Source organism: Mycobacterium montefiorense (assembly GCF_003112775.1).
GTDB classification, from domain to species: Bacteria; Actinomycetota; Actinomycetes; order Mycobacteriales; family Mycobacteriaceae; genus Mycobacterium; species Mycobacterium montefiorense.
This window is the reverse complement of record NZ_BFCH01000017.1, coordinates 264,467-285,443: the sequence shown is the minus strand read 5'-3', so window position 1 is coordinate 285,443 and position 20,977 is coordinate 264,467. Positions and strand designations below refer to the sequence as shown.

Genomic DNA, 20,977 nt, shown 5'->3' with positions numbered 1-20,977 from the left:
GGCAGCCATCCATGGCGATTGAACGTGCCCGCCATCGCGTCGATGGATTCGCCCAAGGGGCAGTTTAGATTTCGACGAATTGCCACAGCCAATCCAGTGGGTCTGAAGATCCGTTAACCAGGAGGGCAGTTTGCGCAGCGCGCGAGAATCGCTGATTGAAAAGGACATCGAGGGCGTCAACTGGCGCATGGTCGCCGTCGCCGGAGCGATGTCTTTCGTGGCCATGGCCGACGGTAACGTCGCGACTGTAGTCGTCCCCTCGGTGATGAAAGCTTTCGACACATCGACTGCGGTGGCGTCGTTCATCTTGTTGGGGTACCAGATCCCAGTTGCGGCACTCCTACTGTTCTTCGGATCGCTATTCGCCTCGATCAGCATGCGAATCGCCGTGCCTGTCACCATCATTTTGTTCACCGTGTCCGGGGCGCTGTGCGCAGTCGCGGACACGATGTCCTGGTTGGTCGCGGCTCGGGCCGCCCAGGGGGTGTGCGCGTCGGCGTTGTTGGTACAGATGCCATTACTTGCCGCTACGGCCGCACCTCCGGCATTTTTGGGTCGTGCGATGAGCGTGCCCGTGATCAGCGGCCCCCTCGGCGGCGCAGTCGGCGCCGGTGTGGCCGGGTTCCTGGTGGCTCACTTCGACTATCGCAGCGTCTTCTTACTCCATGTTCCCGTATGCGTACTGGCGCTTGTACTTTTTGCGGCGGCATCGACCCGCCCGCCCGACCCGGGCCACACCACGACGCCGACGTTCTGTTGGCGCCGGGAGAGCACCGGCGCGGTGATCAGCGCGGCCGGAATTGCCTTGCTGTTGTTTGCGATCGGTGGGTTCGCACGCGGGTGGTCAATGGTGGTGGCTGCCGTGGCCGGCGGGGCGCTGCTGGTGGTGTGGGTGAAAGCTTTTGGGCGAAGCCAAACTACGGTGCTGCGGCACACTGCGACGAAGTCCATCCATGTCGCGATTGCCTTACTGGCTTTGGGGTTTGTCGTCTTGACCTACACCGTTTCGGTGACTATGCAAGACGCCGCGAATCACATAGACCCCGCTGGCACCGGTGCAGCACTGATGGCATTCCCATTGACAATGGCCGTTTTTGGCCTTATCGGCGGGAAACTGGCCGATCGACTTTCTGCCACCACAGTCGCATGTGCCGGCGGTGTGGTCGTGGGAGTCGCCGCCCTGCTCTTCCTTGATATGCCCTCTGGCTGGACCCCAATGCAAACCGGTTGGCGACTGGCAATAGCCGGCGTAGGCATGGGACTGTACGGAGCTCCCACCCAGGCATTGCTGTTCAGCCGAGCTCACACCACAGCGGAACGTGCGATCCTCAGCGGCAGCAGTCAGTTAGCCCGCAATGTCGGGTTTGCAGCAGGTCCAGCCTGCGCGGTAGGGGCGATGCACCTGGTGGCTCCGCTGGCACCCGTATTACTGGGAGGCACCGCCGCTTTCGCAGGAACCGTCGCGATCGCGGCGTCGCGACAACGGGGGAACCAAACCGCATGTGCGAGATGACCGGTCGGCCGCGACTTCGATCAGCAACACGGATAGCTGCGGGGGTGACGGCGCTCGCCTGCGTGCTGTCGTCGTGCTCGCCGGGCCCCCTCCCGTATCACACCGGCTCGAATGCATCGAAACCGATGCTTGTGCATCCGCAAGCCCCACCCTGCCCCTCAGCGCCGTCGTTATCGGCGCCGCCGCAGCGGATTGTGACGATGGACGGCGGCGCTGCGGCAATCCTCACCGAGTTGGGTGTGGGTGATCGCATCGTCGGCACGGCGAGTCCGGACTTCTTTGATGCGTTCGCCCAACCACAAAGAAGTCAGCTCGCTCGCATCCCGGTGATCGACTCGCAGCGCGGCTCCGCGGAAGCAGTGATCAATGCGAAACCCGACCTCGTCGTCGGGGTCTCGCTGTACAGCTTCGGCGGCTTCGACGGCACTCCCACGGTGCAGCAGCTACACGAAGCCGGGGCGGAGGTGATCGTGGCGTGCCAAGACCCCGCAATTCCGGGGCCGGTGCCAGATCTATCGGTCACCACAACATTCATCGATCAGACGGCAAAGCTTCTCAACGTCACCCAGCGTGGCAATGAGCTGAACGCACGCATCCGCGGAGAGCTCGACCGTGTCCGGCCCGCACCCGGTGCTACCCCGATGCGTGTTCTTGTCTTGTCGGCTGCGCCCGTTGGCGGGCAACCCGTCTTGACCCAAGGCGCAAGGAGTTTGGCTAACGGAGTGATCGCGTTGGCGGGCGGTCGCAACATCGCCGGCGACATCGACATGGACTTCGCCAGCCTCAGTCCCGAGGTGGTAGTGGCGCGCGACCCGCAAGCCATCGTCGTCGTGACCGGTTTTGCACCGGTCAGTGACCAGGAATTGACGGCCTCGATCCGCCAAAGTCCCGTGTTAGCCGCCACCACCGCAGTGCGCGAGGGGCGGTTGGTCGCTGTCCCACAAAGCATTGCGATCTCACCGAGCGTGCTCAACGGTGAGGCCGTGGCTCGCATCGCCCGCGTGCTACGGCAACCGCCGGCATGAATACGCAGCACCGGGGTGACCGCGTGGCAGCCGCACTCGCGAAAGTTCCGCTTTGGGCACTAACCTGGCCGCTGTTGGCTGCGACGTTGGCATCAATGATTGTTTCGATTGGCTTGGGCCCGGTCTGGGTTTCGCCCACTGCAGTGGCTCGCGTCCTCGTCGCTCATCTCTGCGGTGGGCAAGCCAGCTCTTTGCCAAATGATTTCATCATCTGGCAGTTGCGCGCCCCGAGGGTGGTGGAGGGTATCGCGATCGGAGCGGGCCTGGCGTTAGCCGGACTGCTAAGCCAAGCCCTGATCCGAAATCCCTTGGGGGACCCGTTCATCTTTGGACTCTCGTCGGGGTCGAGCGTGGGGGCGGTACTGGTCGTCACGACCACGGGAGCAGCCGGCCTAGGCATGCTAGCCGTGCCATGTGCGGCAGTCGCGGGGGCCGTGGTAACCGCGCTGCTGGTTTTCGGCTTGTCGAGGTCATCGGGCCGACTGGTCCCCGGAAAATTGGTGATGACCGGATGTGCCATTGGTCAGTTTCTTGCGGCGCTGACCTCATTTCTGCTGTTACACACCCGGCGATCGGATGCTCAACAGCAGGTGCTGTTTTGGCTGCTGGGGAGCATCGCCGGCGCACGATGGCTGTTCGCCATTCCGTGCGCGGCAGTAGTAGCCGCCGTGTGCATCGCGTCGGGAATGCTGAGCAGAAAATTGAATCTGTTGGTACTCGGCGACGATGCCGCTGCCGCACTTGGACTTAATACCCATCGGACCCGTTTGGTGTTGCTGGGGGTCATCACCTTGCTGACCGGAACCGCAGTGGCCGTTTCAGGGACAATCGGCTTTGTCGGAATGGTCATCCCCAATCTGGCCCGACTGCTGGTCGGTGCCAATCATCGCCGATCGATTCCGGTTGCCACCTTGCTCGGAGCATTGCTCATGGTGTGGTCCGATACAGCGGCGCGGCTGGTCTTGGCTCCGAGTGAGCTGCCCATCGGCATCCTGACGGCGGCGATCGGCGTTCCTGTCTTCCTCGGCATCTTAGGCCGCAGCCGGACTGGCACGGTGGGTCTAGCGTGAGATTGACGATCGACAACGTTGCGGTGGCGTACTCACACCGCCCGGCGATCGTCGACGCTGGGTTCACTGTCGATCCAGGCGAATTCGTGGCACTCGTCGGACCCAACGGCAGTGGAAAATCTACCCTGCTCAAGTCCGTCTACCGAGCCCTGCGACCGCGATCAGGACGGATCCTGCTCGACGGCGTCGATGCGTGGAATACCTTGGGGCACCAAGATATTGCGCGCAGTATTGGAGCTCTAGGGCAAGACCACCATGGCGGATACGACTTCACTGTGCGCGAGACCGTCAGTTTGGGGCGTTCTCCTCACCTAGGGGCATTTGGTCGGCTCAGCTCTCACGACGAAGAAATCATTGATGATTGCTTGCGTCGGTGCCGATGCCACACCCTGGCGGATCGTTCTGTTTCCACGCTGTCCGGTGGTGAACGGCAACGCGTCCTCTTCGCCCGGGCGCTGGCCCAGCAACCACAGGTTCTGGTGCTCGACGAACCGACCAATCACCTGGATCCAGAACATCAAATTGAAGTGCTCGAACTTTGTTCGTCGCTGCAAGTCGGCGTCATTGCTGCGCTGCACAGCCTCGACCTGGCCGCGCAGTACGCAGCGAAAGTTGTTGTCCTTCACGAGGGAACCGTTCATAGCGTCGGCACTCCCGAACACACCTTTATCCCCGAGACGCTTCGCCATGTCTTCGGCGTGGACGGCTCGTTGATACGCGACGAGATCACCGGCAGGCCCCGTCTACTGCTTCGCCGAAGACACCGTCGGAGATCACCGGGCGCCACTGATGGCTAGCCGAAGTCAACAGAACAGCGAGAGAAAGGTGCCGCGTATGTCCTCGGGGAGGTGCCCAGCACAGCAGGAACTTTTCGGAGCCCCGGACCCGGCTGTGGCTCGCGTTCGATTGGAGGGCGATGCTTATCACGAGGACCCGTACCGGTTGTTTCGTGATCTAACCAACAGCGGGGCCGTACATCCGGTTCAGTTTCCCGCGGTCCACGCCTGGCTCATCACGGGGCACGACGCGGCCCGACGTGCTTGCACGGATCCCCGGCTGGGAAAGGACCATGGCCGGGCAAACCCCCATTTCCTTGCGAACGCGTCAATCATGCCCGAACCACAGCATTCTGAGCTTCAGGCCCATCTCCTCCATGTCGATGGCGAGCGTCATCAGCGCATGCGTCACCTTGTCGCGGGAGCGCTGTCGTCGCGGCGTACCGAAGGTCTACGCACCGAGATACGGGCGGACATAGACGATCTCATCGACAACTTCCCAGACCCGGCGTCGGGACCAGCAACGGTGGATCTGGTATCGGCTTTGGCTGCGCCACTATCGCTTCTGGCGCTGGCGCGGGCAATCGGATTGCCCCCGCAATTACGCAACAAGTTCGATCGAGCATGGGGCTCGGTCGTCGCACCGGTCGGTCCGCGGCACCCGGATCGCGCAATCTACGCGAGGAGGCTGCACGAACTGCAGGACTATATCGCCGAGGTCGTCACGACCATTCGAGACTCCGGCGACGATCAAAGCATCTTGTCGAAGGTCATCGGCGCTAGCGACACCGGAAATATCACCGGCCGCGAGCGCGATTCGATGATCTTCCAACTGCTTGTCGCCGGGCAAGATCCGGTATCCGCACAATTACAACTGTGCCTGCTGGATCTGTTCGGCGTCCCGGGCCTGGCCGAGCGATTGAGGACGCGACCAACAGACCTGGCTCGCGCGGTCGAGGAATTCCTGCGCCATGACAGCGCATTCTCACTGACCACCTGGCGCTTCCTCGATGCGCCGACAGATCTGTTCGGAACCCCTATTCCGGCCGGGGATTCGGTCATCGTCGCGCTCGGGGCCGCCAACCGGGACTCTCGGGTCTTTCCCGCTCCCGACGACATCGATATCGACCGAGAACCCAATCCGCACTTGGCATTCGGATTCGGACCGCATGCCTGCCCGGGGGCGGCGCTTGCCCGTATCGAATTGCGTGAAGCACTGCACGCGCTGCTGATTCGCCTACCCGACCTTGCCATCTCCGCGCAGCGCAACGAGTTGCGGTGGTCAACCGCGCCCCTGACCCGAGCCGTCAGCTCGTTACCCGCCACCTATTCACAGAAGCTGGGCCGCCCATGACTGTTGCAAATCTGGCCGAATACCAGTTCTGCACGACCAAGGCCGCCGAACTGACCGAATCCATCATTGAGATCCTGGTCAGGTATCGGCGGGTGTTCGCTGGTGAAGACCTCGCCGAGCATGGTTCCGAGTCCCGCCAGGCCCCGGCATGGGTCAGCCTGCGGCCCCAATGGATACGGATTCTTGACTTCCTACTCGGCAATGAGCCCATCGAATTTGCGTTGCCCGCATTTCCCTGCAAGTCACCGAATCTGAACAAGGTGGCCGGAACACGTCCCGACGAAGGCGAGCGGCTGGCCCTGCGAACCCTCCAAAATCTATGTGATGAAATCGCAGCTATCTACGCTCCGGGCGCCCGGCTGACAATCTGCTCGGACGGGCATGTGTTCGCCGATATTGTCGGCGTCTGCGACGGCACTGTCACCGTTTATAAGGACGACCTCGCGAGGCTAATCCAGGACGAGAACCTCTGTAGCCTAAACACATTCGACTTGCAGGACATGTGGGGTACCGAGGAGATCGAAAACAAGCGCTTGCGCCTCGAGCGGGGATGGATGGGCTCGGTTGAAGGCCTCCGCCGGCAAGCCCGGACCGATCGTGAAGTTGCGCGGGTCATCCGGGGAATGACCCGATTCCTCCGCGAAGATGCCGGGAACAGCACCGCGACCTCGTCGCAGCAACAGCGCGAAGCAACGCGACGTGCCTACCGGGTATTGGCGCGATCCAAGGCTTGGGGGGCGATCGTGCACAGCTACATGCCGCGCGCAGTGCGGCTTTCGATCCACCCGCAGCCATTGGGTGCGGACAAGTTCGGAGTGAGTCTCATCCCTTCCGTAGAGCCCGACAGCGGATGGACCACGCCCTGGCATGCGGTTGTCCTTTACGATCAGCGGGGCCGGCCGCGCTTGGTCAGACACGATTCCGCTCGCGCAGAAGGCCTTCCAGAAATGCGCGACGGCAGGATCTGGCATTATCGAGTGAACCCGGCTTGATGGCCGCGCTATCGTCGAAACCTTCGCAGGCGAGAGCGGCGATTCGCCGTGCCCAGTGCACTCCCGAAGTTGCACAGCCGCAGGCTGTTTAAGTCCACGAACAACGCCGAGAATGCCATCGCCGCGACCGCGGCCAGGGGGTTGAGTAATCCCGCGGCGGCGATCGGGATCGCGACGACGTGGTAGCCCACAGCCCAAAACATGTTTCCTCTGACGGTTCGCATTGTCGCGGCAGCCAGGTCGAGGGTCAGAGGCACACCGTCGATGCCCTCGCGGAACAAGATGATGTCGGCGGCCTCGATCGCGGCGTCGGCACCGCCTCCGATGGCAATGCCGAGGTCCGCGCGAGCCAGTGCCGGCGCGTCAATGACGCTGGCACCGATCATCGCGACCACCTGCCCGCGGGCGCGCAGCTGCGTTATGACATCTTCGATGGACTCGGGCGCAACGTCGGCAATAACCTCGTCGAATCCGCGGTGGTCAGCCTGGTCGGCTAGGGGTGGAGCCTTGCGGGCGGTCACCAGGACAGTTCGGATGCCGCGGTTGTGGACCGTCGGATCGCACGGTTCACCGTCGACTTCGACGAACACCAGGGTGTCGACGACACGGCCGGTTTGCATCGATTGATAGCGCTTGAAGAAGATTCCGAGCTGGGCCCCGCGGCTCGAGGCGAGTGTCATCGCAGTCGGGGTCGCTAGTTGCAACGCGCATGGACATGCCACGACGAGCACGGCGATTGCAGCCGAGAATGCCCGCGTGAGTCCATTTTCGGTGAGTAGCCATTCGACGGCTGTCAGGGCCGCCACGGCTAAGGCAAAGGCAACGAACACCGAGCCGATGCGGTCGGCGAATCGTTGTGCGTCGGGTTGCTGGGTCTGCGCCTGCTCGGCCATGCGGACGATGTCGGTGAATTCGGCGTCCTCGCCTGGCCCAGCGGCTTCGACGACCAACCTGCCTTCGAGCACCGCGGTGCCGCCGATTACTTGTGCGCCGGGATCGACACGGATCGGGTCGGCTTCGTCAATCTGGGCGCTGGCGTGCACGGTGGCCGACCCGTCAACAACCAGGCCGTCTACGGCGACCGTCTGCCCGGGGCGTACTAGAAAGCGTTGTTGCTCTTTGAGTTCGACGACAGGGATCACGATCTCAGACCCGTCCGGCCCCACGACGGCAACATCCTTGACACGCTGCGCGACCAGGGCCCGCAGAGCGCTTCCTGCCTTCGCCTTGGCGCGCGCCTGGAAATAGCGTTGGGCCAGCACGACAACGGTTACACCCGCGGCAACCTCGAAATAGATGGCGTCGCTTGACAGCAACGCCTGCCATGCAGCCTTAGCCTCCACAGGCCGCTGATCACCGAAGACAAAAACGGTGTATGCCGAGCAGATCGTGGCGGCGGTGATAGCCACCGCGGCTAGCGTTTCCATCGAGCTATTACGTTGGCGCGCATTGCGAATCGCAACGCGGTGGATCGGCCGTGCCGCCCAAGTTACGATCGGGAAGGTAAGCGCGGTCAAAACCCACTGCCACCCGGTGAATCGGGTGTGAGGCTCCGCGGTGAACATCACGGCCAGGTCGGCCAGGGGCAGGAAGAGAAGGGCGGCAACGGCCAACCGGATCAGCAGAAGCCTCGCGTGGGCCGCGTCGGGATCTCTATCATCCTGGGTATCAAGAGTGCTACCTAGTTTGGCTTGATAGCCCCCCTGGTGCGGCGCTTGGCGGGCTGCCGCATTCACAGTCGCCACAGTGATATTCACCTCCAGGTAGTGCGTCTCGACGCAAGGTGACGAAGTAATCGCGTGCCATGACCGCGTGACGAATCACGATCTACGATGCAATCTCGCACCATCAGGCATGGAGTTCAGTCATACATCTTGTATTGATTTCAATGCGATCGGTGACCCGTAGCGGGTTGTGGATGCCTGGTAAGTAGATCGCGTATGCACCGTCGGCTCAACCCAATTCACTCATCACAGCGCAGCTGACGACACCGAGGGTTCGGCCGGCTCGCGCCGCGTCGAACCGGGCACTGACGTCAGCCCAGTCCACCAGTGACCACAACTGCTGGACGTAGTCATTGCCGTCCCGGTATTGCATATGAAAGGCATGTTCCCAGACGTCGAATACGAGCAATGGAGCGCTGGTTATGTTCAGGTTGAAGTGGTGGTCGTGAATTTGGTGTATCACGAGACGCTGCCCGATCGGATCCCAAGCCAGCGCGCCCCAGCCTGAACCCTGAACGGTGGTCGTGACGGATGTCATCTCTGCACGGAAGCCATCGAATCCGCCGAAGAATTCGCCGATCGCCGCACCCAGTTCCCCGTCGGGCTCACCGCCGCCATCGGGCGAAAGGTTGCGCCAGAACATCGAATGCAAGCCATGCCCGGCGAGAAAGAAGGTCAAGGTGCGCTCCAAACCAGGTAGAGTCTCGAGATCGCCGCTGGCCCGAACTTCTGCGAGCTGCGCGGCGGTCGCATTCGCACCTTTCACATAGGCCGCGTGGTGCGCGCCGTGATGGAGCTCCATGATCTGTCTGCTAAGAACTGGTTCAAGCGCCGCGTAATCGTAGGTCAGGTCCGGCAACCGATATCCCGGCATACTGTTACCTCTCGTTTGCTTCGATGGTGCAACCCGACTGTAGCTCAGAAGTTTGGCCTTCCGAACTATTTTATTAGGCTATTGAAAGTTACCTGGTCGTGGGAGTTGCCATGCCCCGTGCCAGGTCAGACAAGGCGGACGACGTCCCGGCCTCAAGACCAATTCATGGCTACGGCGCCGTCCCGGGCGCGAGACACATTCGGCGGAAGTGCCGCGCGGGAACGGGCTCACTGAATCCATCGGCGGTTAATCAGCTGGTAGCAGACGCTACCGGCGGCCACCGGCTTCCCGTGAGTTGATCGAGCTGTATTCACGCTACCTTCGCTTGAATATCGGTGGATGCCGGCGCAGGGCTAACCACGACCGACGAGATCACCACCAACGCAGCAATATTCACGATGCAAATCCTCATACCAGCCTCCTCTCGCCCCGTTCTCAAGTCGACCCAAGTACGCGGCCTACTTACATAGAAGATCGATGTACGTCCGACACGTTAACATATATGAATATGTTGATTATATATTTTGGTATGAAACCCGCAACCAGGGGTCCCCGTCATTCGGATTCGAAAGCTAGGCCTACGCGGCGCCCTGCGATCGCGACCCACGCCCGGGACGTGCATCAACACGTGGGTGGCGGCCTCGCCGGCGCTAAGGCAATCAACTCCGCGATCTTGGTCCGACCTCCGTCGACAGTGTCCAAACATCATAACGTATGTATACTACATACATAGTCATCTATCTGAACATCACATGAGTCTGGCAGTCGAGAGCTACCAGCATGGGGTACTGGCGCGCGATGGCGCAGGCATGCATGGCCACCTGAACATTGCCGCGAGCACGACAACATGGATCAGCACGCATCGGGTCCTCAAACAGCAACTGAACTGCCGGGAAGATCGAAAGAGCCAGCGCGGCAACAGCTACGAGGGCATGCCATGACGCCGCCAGCGGGCCGAGTTACCGCCCAGGTCGTGCTACGGCGCGCCGACGCGAACCCACACTACAAGCGCGCAATCATGTCGGCTCAATACGACCGCGCGACTAGACTGCGCGCCAAGGCAATGAAGATTCGTGCAGAACTTCCACGGGTCCCACGGCTGCCGGCGCCGAATAGCGCGGACCACAGCACGAGCAGGTGGATCGAATTGATCGAGCAGGTCGCCACCCCCGGGCGCGACCGTGCCATTCTGTACGATGCCCTGACTTCTTTTGATCAATCGATGCGAAGCAGTGATCGCGCTGGTCGTCCGCCATAAAGACCGGCAGCTGAAAATGCTGACGCGAGACCTCGACGAGGTGATGGATAGCGTTGCCCTCGTCGCGACCAGGCTGGATGGTGCCAGGAATCCCGCTGAAGCAATCAAACGTGGCGTAACTGACGTATGGCAGGAGCTCACCCGATTGCGCGACAGGTACGACAGGTTACGCCAAGCCCAAGACTGGGTCATGGCGGATCACGCCCAGATCACAGATGCCCCAACCACTTACGCCCGCGATGACGATGCGCCCAACCCCGTGCTCTCGAATTTCGACGAGATCTTGACGCACCTTCGAACACCCGTGCAGCCCCACGCACTTCACGACTGGGAAACCTCTCGAGTGCATCTGCGGCCAGAGGATCCTATTGCGCAATTGATTAGGTTCGCCACCTCCCGGGGACAGCTAAACGATCAGTGGTTCAATGGGATTCATGCATATCAACGCAGCGATTGACTAGCACCCGTGGCGAGCGATTGCCTGATCGGCATTGATATCGGGACCAGCGCGGTAAAGGCGATCCTGATCGATAGTGCGGGGAGGCGCCTTGCCGGCTTCACACAGCCTGTGCCGATCTCACGGCCGTTGCCCGGCTGCGCCGAACAGGATCCCGCCGATTGGATGACAGGTCTGGTCGGGGCGCTGACTGAGTTCACATCCCGGCATGATCTGTCGCGGCTCGGTGCGATCGGCATCAGCTCGCAGGCGAATACGCACGTCTTTGTCGATTCAGGTGGCAATGCACTCGTGCCCGCAATCACCTGGCAGGACACCCGCTGCGCACCAGACGCCGCCGAGCTCGCCGGTCAGATCGGTGCGGCACAGAGCGCCGCTTGGCTGGGCCGACCTGTCCCAATCGATGCCAGTCACGCGTTGTCACGGATGACGCACATGGCGCGAGTTCATCCCGACATCTACGCGACGGCTCGATATATATTGTTGCCCAAGGATTATTGCGTAATGCAGTTGACAGGGGCGGTCGTCTCCGACGCGATCTCTGCTGTGCGGTTAGCGAGGCCCGGCGGCTATGTCGACGAATTCCTCGAGCTAGTACCACGGTCGCGAGAGTTGCTACCGCCGCTAGCCGGCCTTGAGCATATCGCCGGGCGGGTACGCGCAGGGATGCCCTGCGCTGGAACGCCTGTAGTAGGCGGCACGATGGACGCGTGGGCCGGAATGGTTGGTTCGGGGGTGGTTGGCCACGGCGACATGATGTATCAGAGCGGAACCAGCGAGATCGTAGGCATCATCTCGACGGAAGAAAAACCGACGCCTGGGGTTGTCGTGTTTCCTCCATACCAGGACATCGTGCTGCATGCGGCGCCGACGCAGTCCGGTGGAGCTGCGCTGCTGTGGCTTAGCGAAATCCTGGGTAAGTCACTTGACCAATTGTCTGTGCTGACAGCTCAATGCGATCGTCTAGAGGCCGTGCCTCTGTTCTTGCCACATTTACAGGGGGAGCGGGCTCCGATCTGGGACACGACATCGCGGGGCGTGTTCGCCCGCATCAATTCCCAGACGGGCGCGCCCGAAATGGCGCGCAGCGTCGCGGAGGGGGTCGCCTTCTCGGCACGGTGGGCACTAGAGGCGGTGCAGAGCTCGTCCGGTCAAGTCGTTTCACAGGCCAATATCACCGGCGGGGGCGCGAAGTCGGACATTTGGTGTCAGATTCGTGCAGACGCGTTAGGCATCGTGCTGCAGCGGATGAGGGTGCCGGAGGCAGCGGCGCTGGGGGCTGCAATGCTCGCCGGGGTGGGCATCCAGATGGTAGGTAGCCTGCGCGACGCGGCCGAGCGATTCGTCAGACCGGAACGCACTTTCGAGCCAACAACGGCTTATCGAGGCTATTACGACGAGAAGTTCGCGCACTTTACGGCACTTTACGAGACACTGCGCCCATTCAATGCTCGATACTGAAGGCGCTGCGGCACAGCGATGTTAGTGCGCTCAGCCGAACGACCGCAACAACACGTTCAGGGTCTGGTTCAAGTGCTTTGTCGTCAAGCGACCCGCGTAGTCGCTATCGCCGACGCGCACTGCGTCGATCAGGGCACGGTGGCCGCAATTAGATTGCGACATATGGTCAGGATGGGATCGCAACGCGGTTGCGATGGCCATCATCGATCTATTCCGAAGCGACTCGACTAAGTCAAACAACACCGGCCAAGCCTCGCGGAGCGGTTCGGCCAGACGAGCGTGGAAGTCTCGATTCAATGCCGCCCAATTCACCACGTCCGACTCCACTTCCATCTGAGTGGCCAGCTTGGCTGCCAGAGCGCACGCCACGACCCGGTCCTCTTCTTCTAGATTGGCGACTTCTGCCATCGCCCGGGATTCGAGGAGGGACCGCAGTGCGTAGGTCTCTGCCATCTCGGCGGCGGTGAACGCGTGAACCCGCGCACCTTTGTGCGGATCGATGTCAATCAGACCGCTGGCAGCGAGGTCACGTAGTGCCTCTCGCACCGGGGTGACGCTGACGCCGACTCTGCGCGCCAGATCCGCAAGAGTGAGGCGGCTACCAGGCGCAATCTCGCCGCGCAGAATCAAATTTCGTACCAAATCACGCGCGACATCGACACCGGTTTGTCGGCTTGCGGTGCTGATGCCGCTCATTGTCGGCCCATCCCTTCTCTCGCCCCTCACTAACAGTTCATATGCAGTAGTGGAATTCGCATATGATCTTATACTTACGCGTAAGCAACTTCTGGTTGTTTGAACCACAACTCGTGGCACAACATCCCAAAGGCCTGTCGACGACACTGCGCCCCGAACATGCACAACGTACTGAAATCAACACGGCTACTGCGCAAGACACCTGCGGGCTTGCGCAGCGAAGGATACCAATTGAGAACGATCACAAAAGCGATCACGACGGTCTCCGTGACGATCGCATGCGTAGTTGGCATGGTTGCTAGTCCTGCTGCCGGAAGTCCCGACTTAGTCGCGACAACGGTGGATGGTGCCTTTCGACCGCTGATGGCGCGATACGGCGTCCCCGGTATCGCGGTCGCAGTGACGGTCGATGGCAAACATCGGTATTTTAGCTATGGAGTCGCTGCCAAAGACGGCGGCGCCCCCGTGCGCCCGGAGTCGCTGTTTGAGATCGGCTCGCTCAGCAAGACATTCACCGCCACCCTAGTGTCCTACGCGCTGGCCTTGGGCCGGATCTCGCTCGACGATCACCCTGGGAAGTACCTGCCGAATCTATTGGGCAGCGCTGTTGATCAAGCCAGCCTCCTGCACTTGGGCACCTATACCGCCGGAGGGCTACCGCTGCAATTCCCGGCTGAAGTGACCAACGACGCACAGATGCAGAGCTACTTCCAGCAGTGGAGGCCAGACGCGGCCCCCGGGCAGCAGCGGCGCTATTCGAACCCCAGTATCGCTCTACTCGGCTACCTCACCGCGATCGCGATGAACAAAAGTTTTACCGATCTGGTCCAAGGTGACATCTTGCCCGGACTCGGACTCATCGACACATACATCGAGGTGCCGCAGACACGGATGCAGGACTACGCCTGGGGCTACAGCGCCGGCGACGAACCGGTTCGGGTTGCCCCAGGCGTATTGTCCGCCGAAGCGTACGGAGTCAAGAGCTCCGCGGCGGATATGCTCCGTTTCGTCGAAGCCAACATATCGCCCAACAGTCTTGCGGAACCGTTTGGCGGGGCCGTATCAGGAACTCATGTCGGCTATTTCGACGTCAACGGCATGGTCCAGGGGCCGGGCTGGGAGCAATATCGCTACCCGGTCAGTCTCGATGCGCTTCTCGCCGGCAACTCCGACACCATGGCTATGCAACCCAACCCGGTATCACCGATCATGTCGCCCACCAAGTCGGGACCGACACTATTCAACAAGACCGGGTCAACCGATGGCTTCGGCGCCTACGTCGCGTTTGTACCCGAAAAGCGGATCGGCATTGTCATGCTGGCCAATAAGAACGTCCCCAACGCCGCACGTGTGAGTGCTGCTTATACCGTATTACAAGTACTTTCGGCTCAGCATGCGTAATGACTCACGATTTTCGACGATGTCAAAGAGCGGCCGCACCGCGACTCACAGCAGCAGCGCAGACCGGATGCCTGCGACGCCGCGCAGTCGCTCCACAGCTTGTGCTGTTACCGACACAACACGATCGATGTCATCGTCAGAGATCTCGGGGCCCAACGAGTAGCGGATGGTCGATCGGGCATCCTGCTGACTGAGGCCCATCGCCGTAAGCACCTGCGATCCCGCCTCGGCGTCGCCGACCGACGCTGTCGAGACGTAAATGTGCCGCATGTCAAGCTCTTCGGCGAGAGCCTCGCCGCACACCCAGTCGAATCGCACGCTGACTATCTCTTCGAGCATCGGCTCGGAGGCGTTGAGGTGAACGCCGCCCAGGCGGAGCAGACCCGCAACTAGCTGTTCACGGCGCGCGCGAACAGCGGCACGGGCCGTCGGCGATGTGCGCGCCAGACACACTTCGGCGGCCGCGGCCATTCCCATTGCTCCCGAGAGATTCTCGGTACCCGCTCGCCGTCGATCTTCCTGTGGGCCGCCTCGTATCAATGGCAATATTCGATGCCCAGGACCGACCGCAAGCGCACCGATACCACGTGGACCTCCGAACTTGTGCGCGGCCACGGAGATCAGTGGGGCACCTGCAGCGAGAGCCACCAGGTCGAGCTTTCCCGCAGTTTGTACTGCATCACAGTGGAAGGCAACCTGATTGAACGCCGCCAAGGCCGCGATCTCGGCAACCGGCTGAATCGCCCCCGTGTGATTGTTCGCATGCATGACCGAGACGAGGACCGTATCGGGACGCAGCGCCGCCGCGATGGCCGATGCCTCGACGTGCCCGGACCGGGTAGGGTTGACGACTGTTATATCAATACCGAATTCTGCTAGAGCGTAAGCATTTTCGAGGACAGATGGATGCTCAATAGCGGTCGTTACGAGATGGCCCGAGAATCGATGCGCCGCGAAAGTCCCCCACAGGGCCATCGCGTTGGCTTCGGTGCCACCGGAAGTCAGTACCACCTCGCTAACAGCTACCCCGAGTAGCTGGGCGATAGATTGCCGAGCGTGTTCTAACGCCGCCGCGGCAGTGCGACCAACGCCGTGACGGCTCGCTGGATACCCGGCCAGGGATGCACCGACGCCCGCGGCGTGAGCCGCGGGCGGGTGTAGGGGTGCCGTCGCCGCGTAGTCGAGATACACCCCATCAGCATGATCAATGGCTGGAATCGACCCCCGGGCGACACCAGCGAGTGGAGATGAAATTGTCATCTTGACGCCAAGCACCGGTATCCAACGGTTGATCGAAGCATCGCTACGCCCATCCGTTCGCTATCGCTGCAGTGCCAGCATTGCTGTGCCCGCGTTCAGCCGCCCGATAAGGTCGTCGCACGGTCAGTGTTTGTCCGGTACGACCGCACGGGCAATCGCTTTCGTCTACCTCACCGATGTCGTCCGAAAGCAGGAAGCCGGGATAAGCGGTATTCAAGGCGTCGAGGATGGCGATCATCCCGGTACGCGCGGGGTCGAGTTCGACTGCGGGATTGGAACTGTCGCGAATCGAGGCGTAGCACCAATGGGGAACATGCTTGCGCTGGTACTCACATTCGATGGCAACCATCGTTGATTCGGTCATGCTATACACGTCACGGATTCCACAGCGCCCGACTCCGAGGATTCGCTGGGCCTCGGCGTCGAACTCGTCGCGGGTGCCGAGATACCGAGTGTATTGATGCCGTCCGCCAAACATGATAATTAGTGACCGTGAGCCGAGATTCATTCGAATCGACTCCAGTTCCAATACCTTTATGAGCCGAGTAATGGCGAGCGGTGTCCCGATAATATGCCGGGCTTTCGCCCCTTCCCAGCTGCGCAACTGCGTCAGCGCCTCGCCAATGTCAAAGGGGCGGTTGTGCGTAGCATAGCTGTAGTCGTCTAGCGTGCAGGTGAGCAGATCGAACACTTTGGGCATGCGAAATCCGGCGTCGTCTGATTTCGATGAGTACAGAAAAAGCCCGGTGCCGTTGGATAATTCGAAGAAGTCACGAAAACAGCCCAGTGTTCCCACCGAGGCGCGGGTAAAGGTCATCGCGTCACGCCGCGAGACTGAAGGAACACCACTGGATCCTGCCGAACGAACTTCAATTTCGATATCTGCCGCCTTGGCGGTCAAGATTTGCTGTCCGGCACCCTGTTTGAAAACCACTGCAGGCAGAAGAGGGATCCGGTGCAAGTCGTTGTAGCCGATGATGTCATGCGGGCATACCCGAACGGCGTCGCATTGGGCCCGATACAAGTCGTTTCTTTCGTAGTGAAATGCGAATGCCGCTTGAACCGCATTGGTGAGTGATTGTCTCCATTCTGTGCGAGTTGTCCGCAGCGCCTCGCCCGGCATGCCCAGCATCGTGTTCAGATCCACCGACATCTCCTAGGACGGGACCAATCGCGTTCCCGGATACCACATCAGAACTCATCTCTGCGGCCCAACGGGTCAACTCGTGGTGGCGAATCGGAATCGGCCGCCAACGCGCGTGCCGGCTTCAGTTTCGAAGTTGTCGACTGGTTACTGGAGTCGTTGCTCCTCATCTGCAAATCCCGCGCCCACATCTCGGCGTACACCCCTTCGATGCAGGAGATCGCCGCAGCATTTTGACCGAAGAAGTTCGTTTCCACCAGTGATGCCAGCATCTGTCGGTTCGCGGCCATGGCAGCTGGAAGTAGAGCGCCGGTCTGCGTAGCTTCAAACACCGATGCTGTGAGGCGTGCATCTTGCGCGGACGGCAAAGCCTGGGACGCGGCCAGTTTCAACAAGTCCAGACACGACTCCGCTGCCGCACGCAGCGCCGTGGAAATGGACGTCGACTCTGGATCAGACCACGATCCACTCCCCAGCGCCAGCGAGATTACCGCTTCAAACGACGAAGCCGAGGTCCCGAGCTCAGCGGCGAGATCTTCCCAGGCCGCCGCGGCCATAAACAGCGGTTCTGTCGCCGGAACAGCAAACATGCCGGCGGAGTTCATGTCCGGCGACGGCGAAACGCAATCAGCCATCGTTTCTCCTAATCAGTCAAGCTATTTCTAGCGACGCTCGACAACGCTGTCTTCGGCTTCATCTTCGACCGGCGGCATACCAACACGGGCCAGCCGCACATCATTGCAAGTCGAACCTGCCCATAGCTGCTGCAAGAAATGGCGATGGCCACAAGGGCCACGGAATAGTTCTTCAGGTCAACCGATTAGACGGCAAGCGCAGCACGCTACGCCGCTGGGCAACACCGATGTTGCAGATCTTGCCGAGTAGCTATGCCGCGGCCGGCAGACGTCGGGTCGGCTGCACCTTCTATTGGCAAAACCAGGCCGTTGATCGGAATCTAGCTCCAGGCTTGCCCCCCTGTTCCGATCATATACGTTGGGTTTGATTATATACATAAATCTGATTGGTCGGTGCACCCGTGAAGGTTGTTCGGTTGTCCTGCCCGTCGAGCGCGCCGCCGGCAATCGCGATCGATACGGCGCGCGGGACGCATCGATGACCCGGGTAACCATGGATTTACCTATTTTCCGCGCCTGCCAGCTGCTTGGGATGTGCCGAGGTCTGGCCACGATGCGTCCGGCTGAGCTGGTGCGCGCCGTGGCGCCGCGCACTCGGGCGATGCGCCGGACTGGCGCCGGAATCGCCGCAGCCGCCCGTCCAGTCGCTGCACACAATCAGAAGGCATCATGACAATCGCAGAGTCGCAACGCCTTTCCACAACGGTCATCGGCCTCGGGCCGCTCGGCATCCCGATCGCCCTTCACATCCTCGGCTCCCAACATCAGCTTGTCGGTGGTGTGGACATCGACCCCTGCAGAACGGCGATGGCCGATGCTGTCGGTATTCCGATCGCGGGCACTGTCGCCGAGGCAGCCAATGCGGCCCGCCTTGCTATTACGGTGTTGCCGAGCGTCGAGTCGCTCAACGCGGTGTGCGCGCAGCTGACGCATTGCCGCGACGGGCAGACGCGTTACCTGGTTGATCTGAGCACACTTCCTGCTGAGGCCAAGACCCAAGCCGCAGCCACTTTGCGCACAGTCGGCATCACGTTGCTCGACTGCCCGGTCATCGGCACCAGCGCTCAAGCCTATGGACGTGACGTTGTTGTGTGTGCCTCTGGGCCCAAACCCGCAGTTGAAGCGGTCAAGTGTGTGCTCGACGCATTCAGCAAACGAGTCGAGTATGTGGGCGAACTGGGGGCGGGCGCCAATATGAAGGTAGTTGCCAATCATCTTGTCACCGTGCATAACGCCGCGACAGCCGAGGCGATCAACCTGGCTCAACGACTCGGTATCGATCCAGAAATGGCAGTCGACATGTTGACCGGGACGGGTGCGGGCTCGCGCCAGCTGGAACTGCGCGGGCCGATGATGGCATCGGGTACGTACAAGCCCATGACCGCGACTGTCGCCACGTTCGTCAAAGATGCCGACATCATCAGCGAACTCGCCTATTCAGCTAATTCTCCTGAACCCCTTCTAAATACGGCTGCTGACCTCTATCGGACCGCAAAGGCCACGGGATTTGGCGGTCTTGACAGCAGTGCAATACACGCCGTTTACGCCGGGCTGTCCAGGCGAGACGCGCGCCCAACGTACGTCAGCGATGCCCAGCCAAGCCGGGAGGGGATTGCGCATGCTCAACAATGATGTCTTCGTTTTCGACAACGTCGTGCACATGTACGACCTGTCCGACGACAACCTGATTCGCGCCAGCTCGGCCATAGACCGCCAGGGACACCTCACAATTGGCTCGCGCATGCGTCGCGAGAACGACAGCTCGCGTAGCAAGACACCGAGCAACTCCGGGGTCGGACACGGATACGATCGCCGATGGTCGGTGGACGACATGGCTCAGGTGGTGTTCGCCGACGGAATCACCGACATGGCGATGGCTCAGGCCGTAGTTCTCTACGACGTGTACAAAGACGGATTCGCCCCAGTGCGAGCCCAATACGAGTTCGCGAAAGCGTACCCCGAAAAAGTTCTGTTTTGCGGTGGTGTGGATCCGTTGTATTTGGTCGGGAATCGCAGCGTGGGTGACGCCATGACCCACCAAGTTGTCGAGCTGGGCGCTCGATCGTTCAAGTTCTACAACGGTCACCTCGACAACTCATGGCGTTGCGACGACCGCGAAGTGGCCTACCCCATGTACGAGAAGGCACAAGCGCTGGGCATCAAGGTACTGCAATTCCATAAGGGCTTTCCGATCACGCGAGCACCGCTGGAATCACTGCGCCCCCTCGACATCGAACGCGCTGCCCTGGACTTCCCGGATTTGGTCTTTGCGATACATCACCTCGCATTGCCGTACTTCGAGGAGTGCGTGTACATGGCTGCGCGCCATGCCAATATCGTGCTCGTCTTGTCCGGGACGATGCATCTGCCATTCGTCGCACCGTGGGATTTCAAGACCTATATCGGTCGGCTGCTGCGCGATGTGGGCTCCGATCGTGTGCTGTGGGGATCAGAGGCCCCGCTAACCGGGCCACCACGACCGGCCATCGAGTGGTTTTGGAACATGGACATCGACGAAGAGTTGCAAGACAGGCATGGTTATCCGGCCATCAGCGACAACGACAAACGAAACATTCTCGGACTCAATCAGGCGCGGCTCTTCGGCGTGGATCCCCAAGTTATCATCGACTCCACGCGCCATGGCGTGGCGGGCGGCGATGCGACATGACAACGCAGACTCCCGACCATCACACCGCCGGCCCACTGACGCGGTCGAGTGTTGCCGCAGTGGTCGATTCCCAGATTCGGCCACTGCTGCACATCCACGGTGGGGACCTCGAAGTGCTGTCGGTGTCCGATCAGGGAGTTGTTCGCCTCTGCTTCCATGCAGCTTGCCGCGCGTGCCCACTGAAAATGGTCACCTACGCGGTCTCTATTCGCCAACGCCTGATGGAGATCCCGGGGGTTACCGACGTAGTGATGGACGACGTCCGGTTGTCGAGGACGGCGATCGCACGCGTTGAGGCCGCCTATCGCGATCACCCGCTCGATCTCAGGTCCTATGCCAATGATCGGTCACCAACTGAGCCTGATAGTGAACCCAAAGGAGAAAGCATGATGTCATTTGTGTCAGCACCTGGAAGCATGGCGATCGCAGCCATCGCGCTTGCCCTGCAACGAATTAAATCCACTGTTGCCTCAGGATCAGCGGCGGCTTCCGCCGTGCCGCGGCTGACCAAATCCGCCCTGGCGGACTCACTCGGCGTAGTCGCATACCAACTCGGCACGTTTGTCCGCGCCGACGACTACTCGGCCGTTGCGCTCGGTACAACGGCAACCTCGGCGGGACAAATCCGTCGCGGCTGACGCGTACCAAAGAAGTTGTTACGCTTAATAT

18 protein-coding genes and 1 pseudogene are annotated in these 20,977 nt (G+C 61.0%); 13 read left to right on the top strand and 6 right to left on the bottom strand.

Going from position 1 to position 20,977, the window contains the following annotated elements; translation table 11 throughout:
• The first annotated feature begins 130 nt into the window (after positions 1-130).
• From DB708_RS11260 to DB708_RS11235, 6 genes are all read left to right on the top strand, one after another.
• Positions 131-1,513 (top strand): MFS transporter, encoded by a 1,383-nt coding sequence (locus tag DB708_RS11260; RefSeq protein WP_108922001.1) that lies wholly within the window; start codon positions 131-133, stop codon positions 1,511-1,513.
• A gap of 200 nt (positions 1,514-1,713) precedes the next feature.
• On the top strand, positions 1,714-2,538 hold the full coding sequence (locus DB708_RS11255) for an ABC transporter substrate-binding protein (RefSeq protein WP_201263493.1): 825 nt from the start codon (positions 1,714-1,716) through the stop codon (positions 2,536-2,538).
• Positions 2,535-3,608, top strand: coding sequence for an iron chelate uptake ABC transporter family permease subunit (locus DB708_RS11250; protein ID WP_108922000.1), 1,074 nt, complete (start codon positions 2,535-2,537; stop codon positions 3,606-3,608). Before DB708_RS11255 ends, DB708_RS11250 begins: the two co-directional genes overlap by 4 nt.
• Entirely contained in the window at positions 3,605-4,405 is an 801-nt protein-coding gene (locus DB708_RS11245) for an ABC transporter ATP-binding protein (RefSeq protein WP_108921999.1), read from the top strand. The genes DB708_RS11250 and DB708_RS11245 overlap by 4 nt, the downstream gene beginning before the upstream one ends.
• A 382-nt stretch (positions 4,406-4,787) precedes the next feature.
• Positions 4,788-5,738 carry a cytochrome P450 gene (locus DB708_RS11240; protein WP_235616730.1) on the top strand — a complete coding sequence of 317 codons (951 nt, stop codon included), beginning with the start codon at positions 4,788-4,790 and terminating at the stop codon, positions 5,736-5,738.
• A complete protein-coding gene (locus DB708_RS11235) occupies positions 5,735-6,730 on the top strand; it encodes an isocyanide synthase family protein (RefSeq protein ID WP_108921997.1) in 996 nt (331 codons plus the stop codon). The genes DB708_RS11240 and DB708_RS11235 overlap by 4 nt, the downstream gene beginning before the upstream one ends.
• Positions 6,731-6,870: 140 nt before the next feature.
• Here DB708_RS11235 and DB708_RS11230 read toward each other — a convergent pair.
• Both DB708_RS11230 and DB708_RS11225 read right to left on the bottom strand, forming a co-directional pair.
• A pseudogene (locus DB708_RS11230) lies at positions 6,871-8,502 on the bottom strand (P-type ATPase); the annotation flags it as partial.
• Between the two features lie 181 nt (positions 8,503-8,683).
• Complete coding sequence (locus tag DB708_RS11225) at positions 8,684-9,328, bottom strand: superoxide dismutase (RefSeq protein ID WP_108921995.1); 645 nt, start codon at positions 9,326-9,328, stop codon at positions 8,684-8,686.
• Positions 9,329-10,080: 752 nt separating this feature from the next.
• On the opposite strand from DB708_RS11225, the gene DB708_RS11220 reads away from it, so the two are divergent.
• The 3 genes from DB708_RS11220 to DB708_RS11205 all read left to right on the top strand — a co-directional run bounded on the left by DB708_RS11220 (position 10,081) and on the right by DB708_RS11205 (position 12,504).
• The gene (locus DB708_RS11220; RefSeq protein WP_108921994.1) at positions 10,081-10,269 is read left to right on the top strand and encodes a hypothetical protein; all 189 of its coding nucleotides are present in this window, start codon (positions 10,081-10,083) and stop codon (positions 10,267-10,269) included.
• 291 nt (positions 10,270-10,560) lie between these two features.
• Positions 10,561-11,043, top strand: coding sequence for a hypothetical protein (locus tag DB708_RS11210; protein ID WP_108921992.1), 483 nt, complete (start codon positions 10,561-10,563; stop codon positions 11,041-11,043).
• Positions 11,044-11,052: 9 nt separating this feature from the next.
• A complete protein-coding gene (locus tag DB708_RS11205; RefSeq protein WP_108921991.1) occupies positions 11,053-12,504 on the top strand; it encodes a xylulokinase in 1,452 nt (483 codons plus the stop codon).
• 30 nt (positions 12,505-12,534) lie between these two features.
• On the opposite strand, the gene DB708_RS11200 is transcribed toward DB708_RS11205, so the two are convergent.
• Positions 12,535-13,200, bottom strand: coding sequence for a GntR family transcriptional regulator (locus DB708_RS11200; protein WP_108921990.1), 666 nt, complete (start codon positions 13,198-13,200; stop codon positions 12,535-12,537).
• 291 nt (positions 13,201-13,491) lie between these two features.
• Between DB708_RS11200 and ampC the strand changes: the two genes are divergently transcribed.
• Positions 13,492-14,601: a class C beta-lactamase gene (gene ampC, locus DB708_RS11195; protein WP_165839811.1), complete on the top strand. Its 1,110-nt coding sequence runs from the start codon at positions 13,492-13,494 to the stop codon at positions 14,599-14,601.
• Positions 14,602-14,646: 45 nt separating this feature from the next.
• Here the strand turns inward: ampC and DB708_RS11190 are convergent, their stop codons facing one another.
• From DB708_RS11190 to DB708_RS11180, 3 genes are all read right to left on the bottom strand, one after another.
• Positions 14,647-15,819 carry a cysteine desulfurase family protein gene (locus DB708_RS11190; protein WP_338103931.1) on the bottom strand — a complete coding sequence of 391 codons (1,173 nt, stop codon included), beginning with the start codon at positions 15,817-15,819 and terminating at the stop codon, positions 14,647-14,649.
• 85 nt (positions 15,820-15,904) lie between these two features.
• The gene (locus DB708_RS11185) at positions 15,905-17,008 is read right to left on the bottom strand and encodes a LuxE/PaaK family acyltransferase (protein ID WP_108922257.1); all 1,104 of its coding nucleotides are present in this window, start codon (positions 17,006-17,008) and stop codon (positions 15,905-15,907) included.
• Between the two features lie 44 nt (positions 17,009-17,052).
• Complete coding sequence (locus DB708_RS11180) at positions 17,053-17,610, bottom strand: PPE domain-containing protein (RefSeq protein WP_165839802.1); 558 nt, start codon at positions 17,608-17,610, stop codon at positions 17,053-17,055.
• Positions 17,611-18,309: 699 nt separating this feature from the next.
• Between DB708_RS11180 and DB708_RS11175 the strand changes: the two genes are divergently transcribed.
• From DB708_RS11175 to DB708_RS11165, 3 genes are read left to right on the top strand one after another with little or no spacing between them, the layout of a single operon-like run.
• Positions 18,310-19,272 (top strand): NAD(P)-dependent oxidoreductase, encoded by a 963-nt coding sequence (locus tag DB708_RS11175; protein WP_108921987.1) that lies wholly within the window; start codon positions 18,310-18,312, stop codon positions 19,270-19,272.
• Positions 19,259-20,308 carry an amidohydrolase family protein gene (locus DB708_RS11170; RefSeq protein WP_165839801.1) on the top strand — a complete coding sequence of 350 codons (1,050 nt, stop codon included), beginning with the start codon at positions 19,259-19,261 and terminating at the stop codon, positions 20,306-20,308. Before DB708_RS11175 ends, DB708_RS11170 begins: the two co-directional genes overlap by 14 nt.
• Positions 20,309-20,367: 59 nt before the next feature.
• Positions 20,368-20,946: a NifU family protein gene (locus DB708_RS11165; RefSeq protein ID WP_165839800.1), complete on the top strand. Its 579-nt coding sequence runs from the start codon at positions 20,368-20,370 to the stop codon at positions 20,944-20,946.
• Positions 20,947-20,977: the final 31 nt, after the last annotated feature.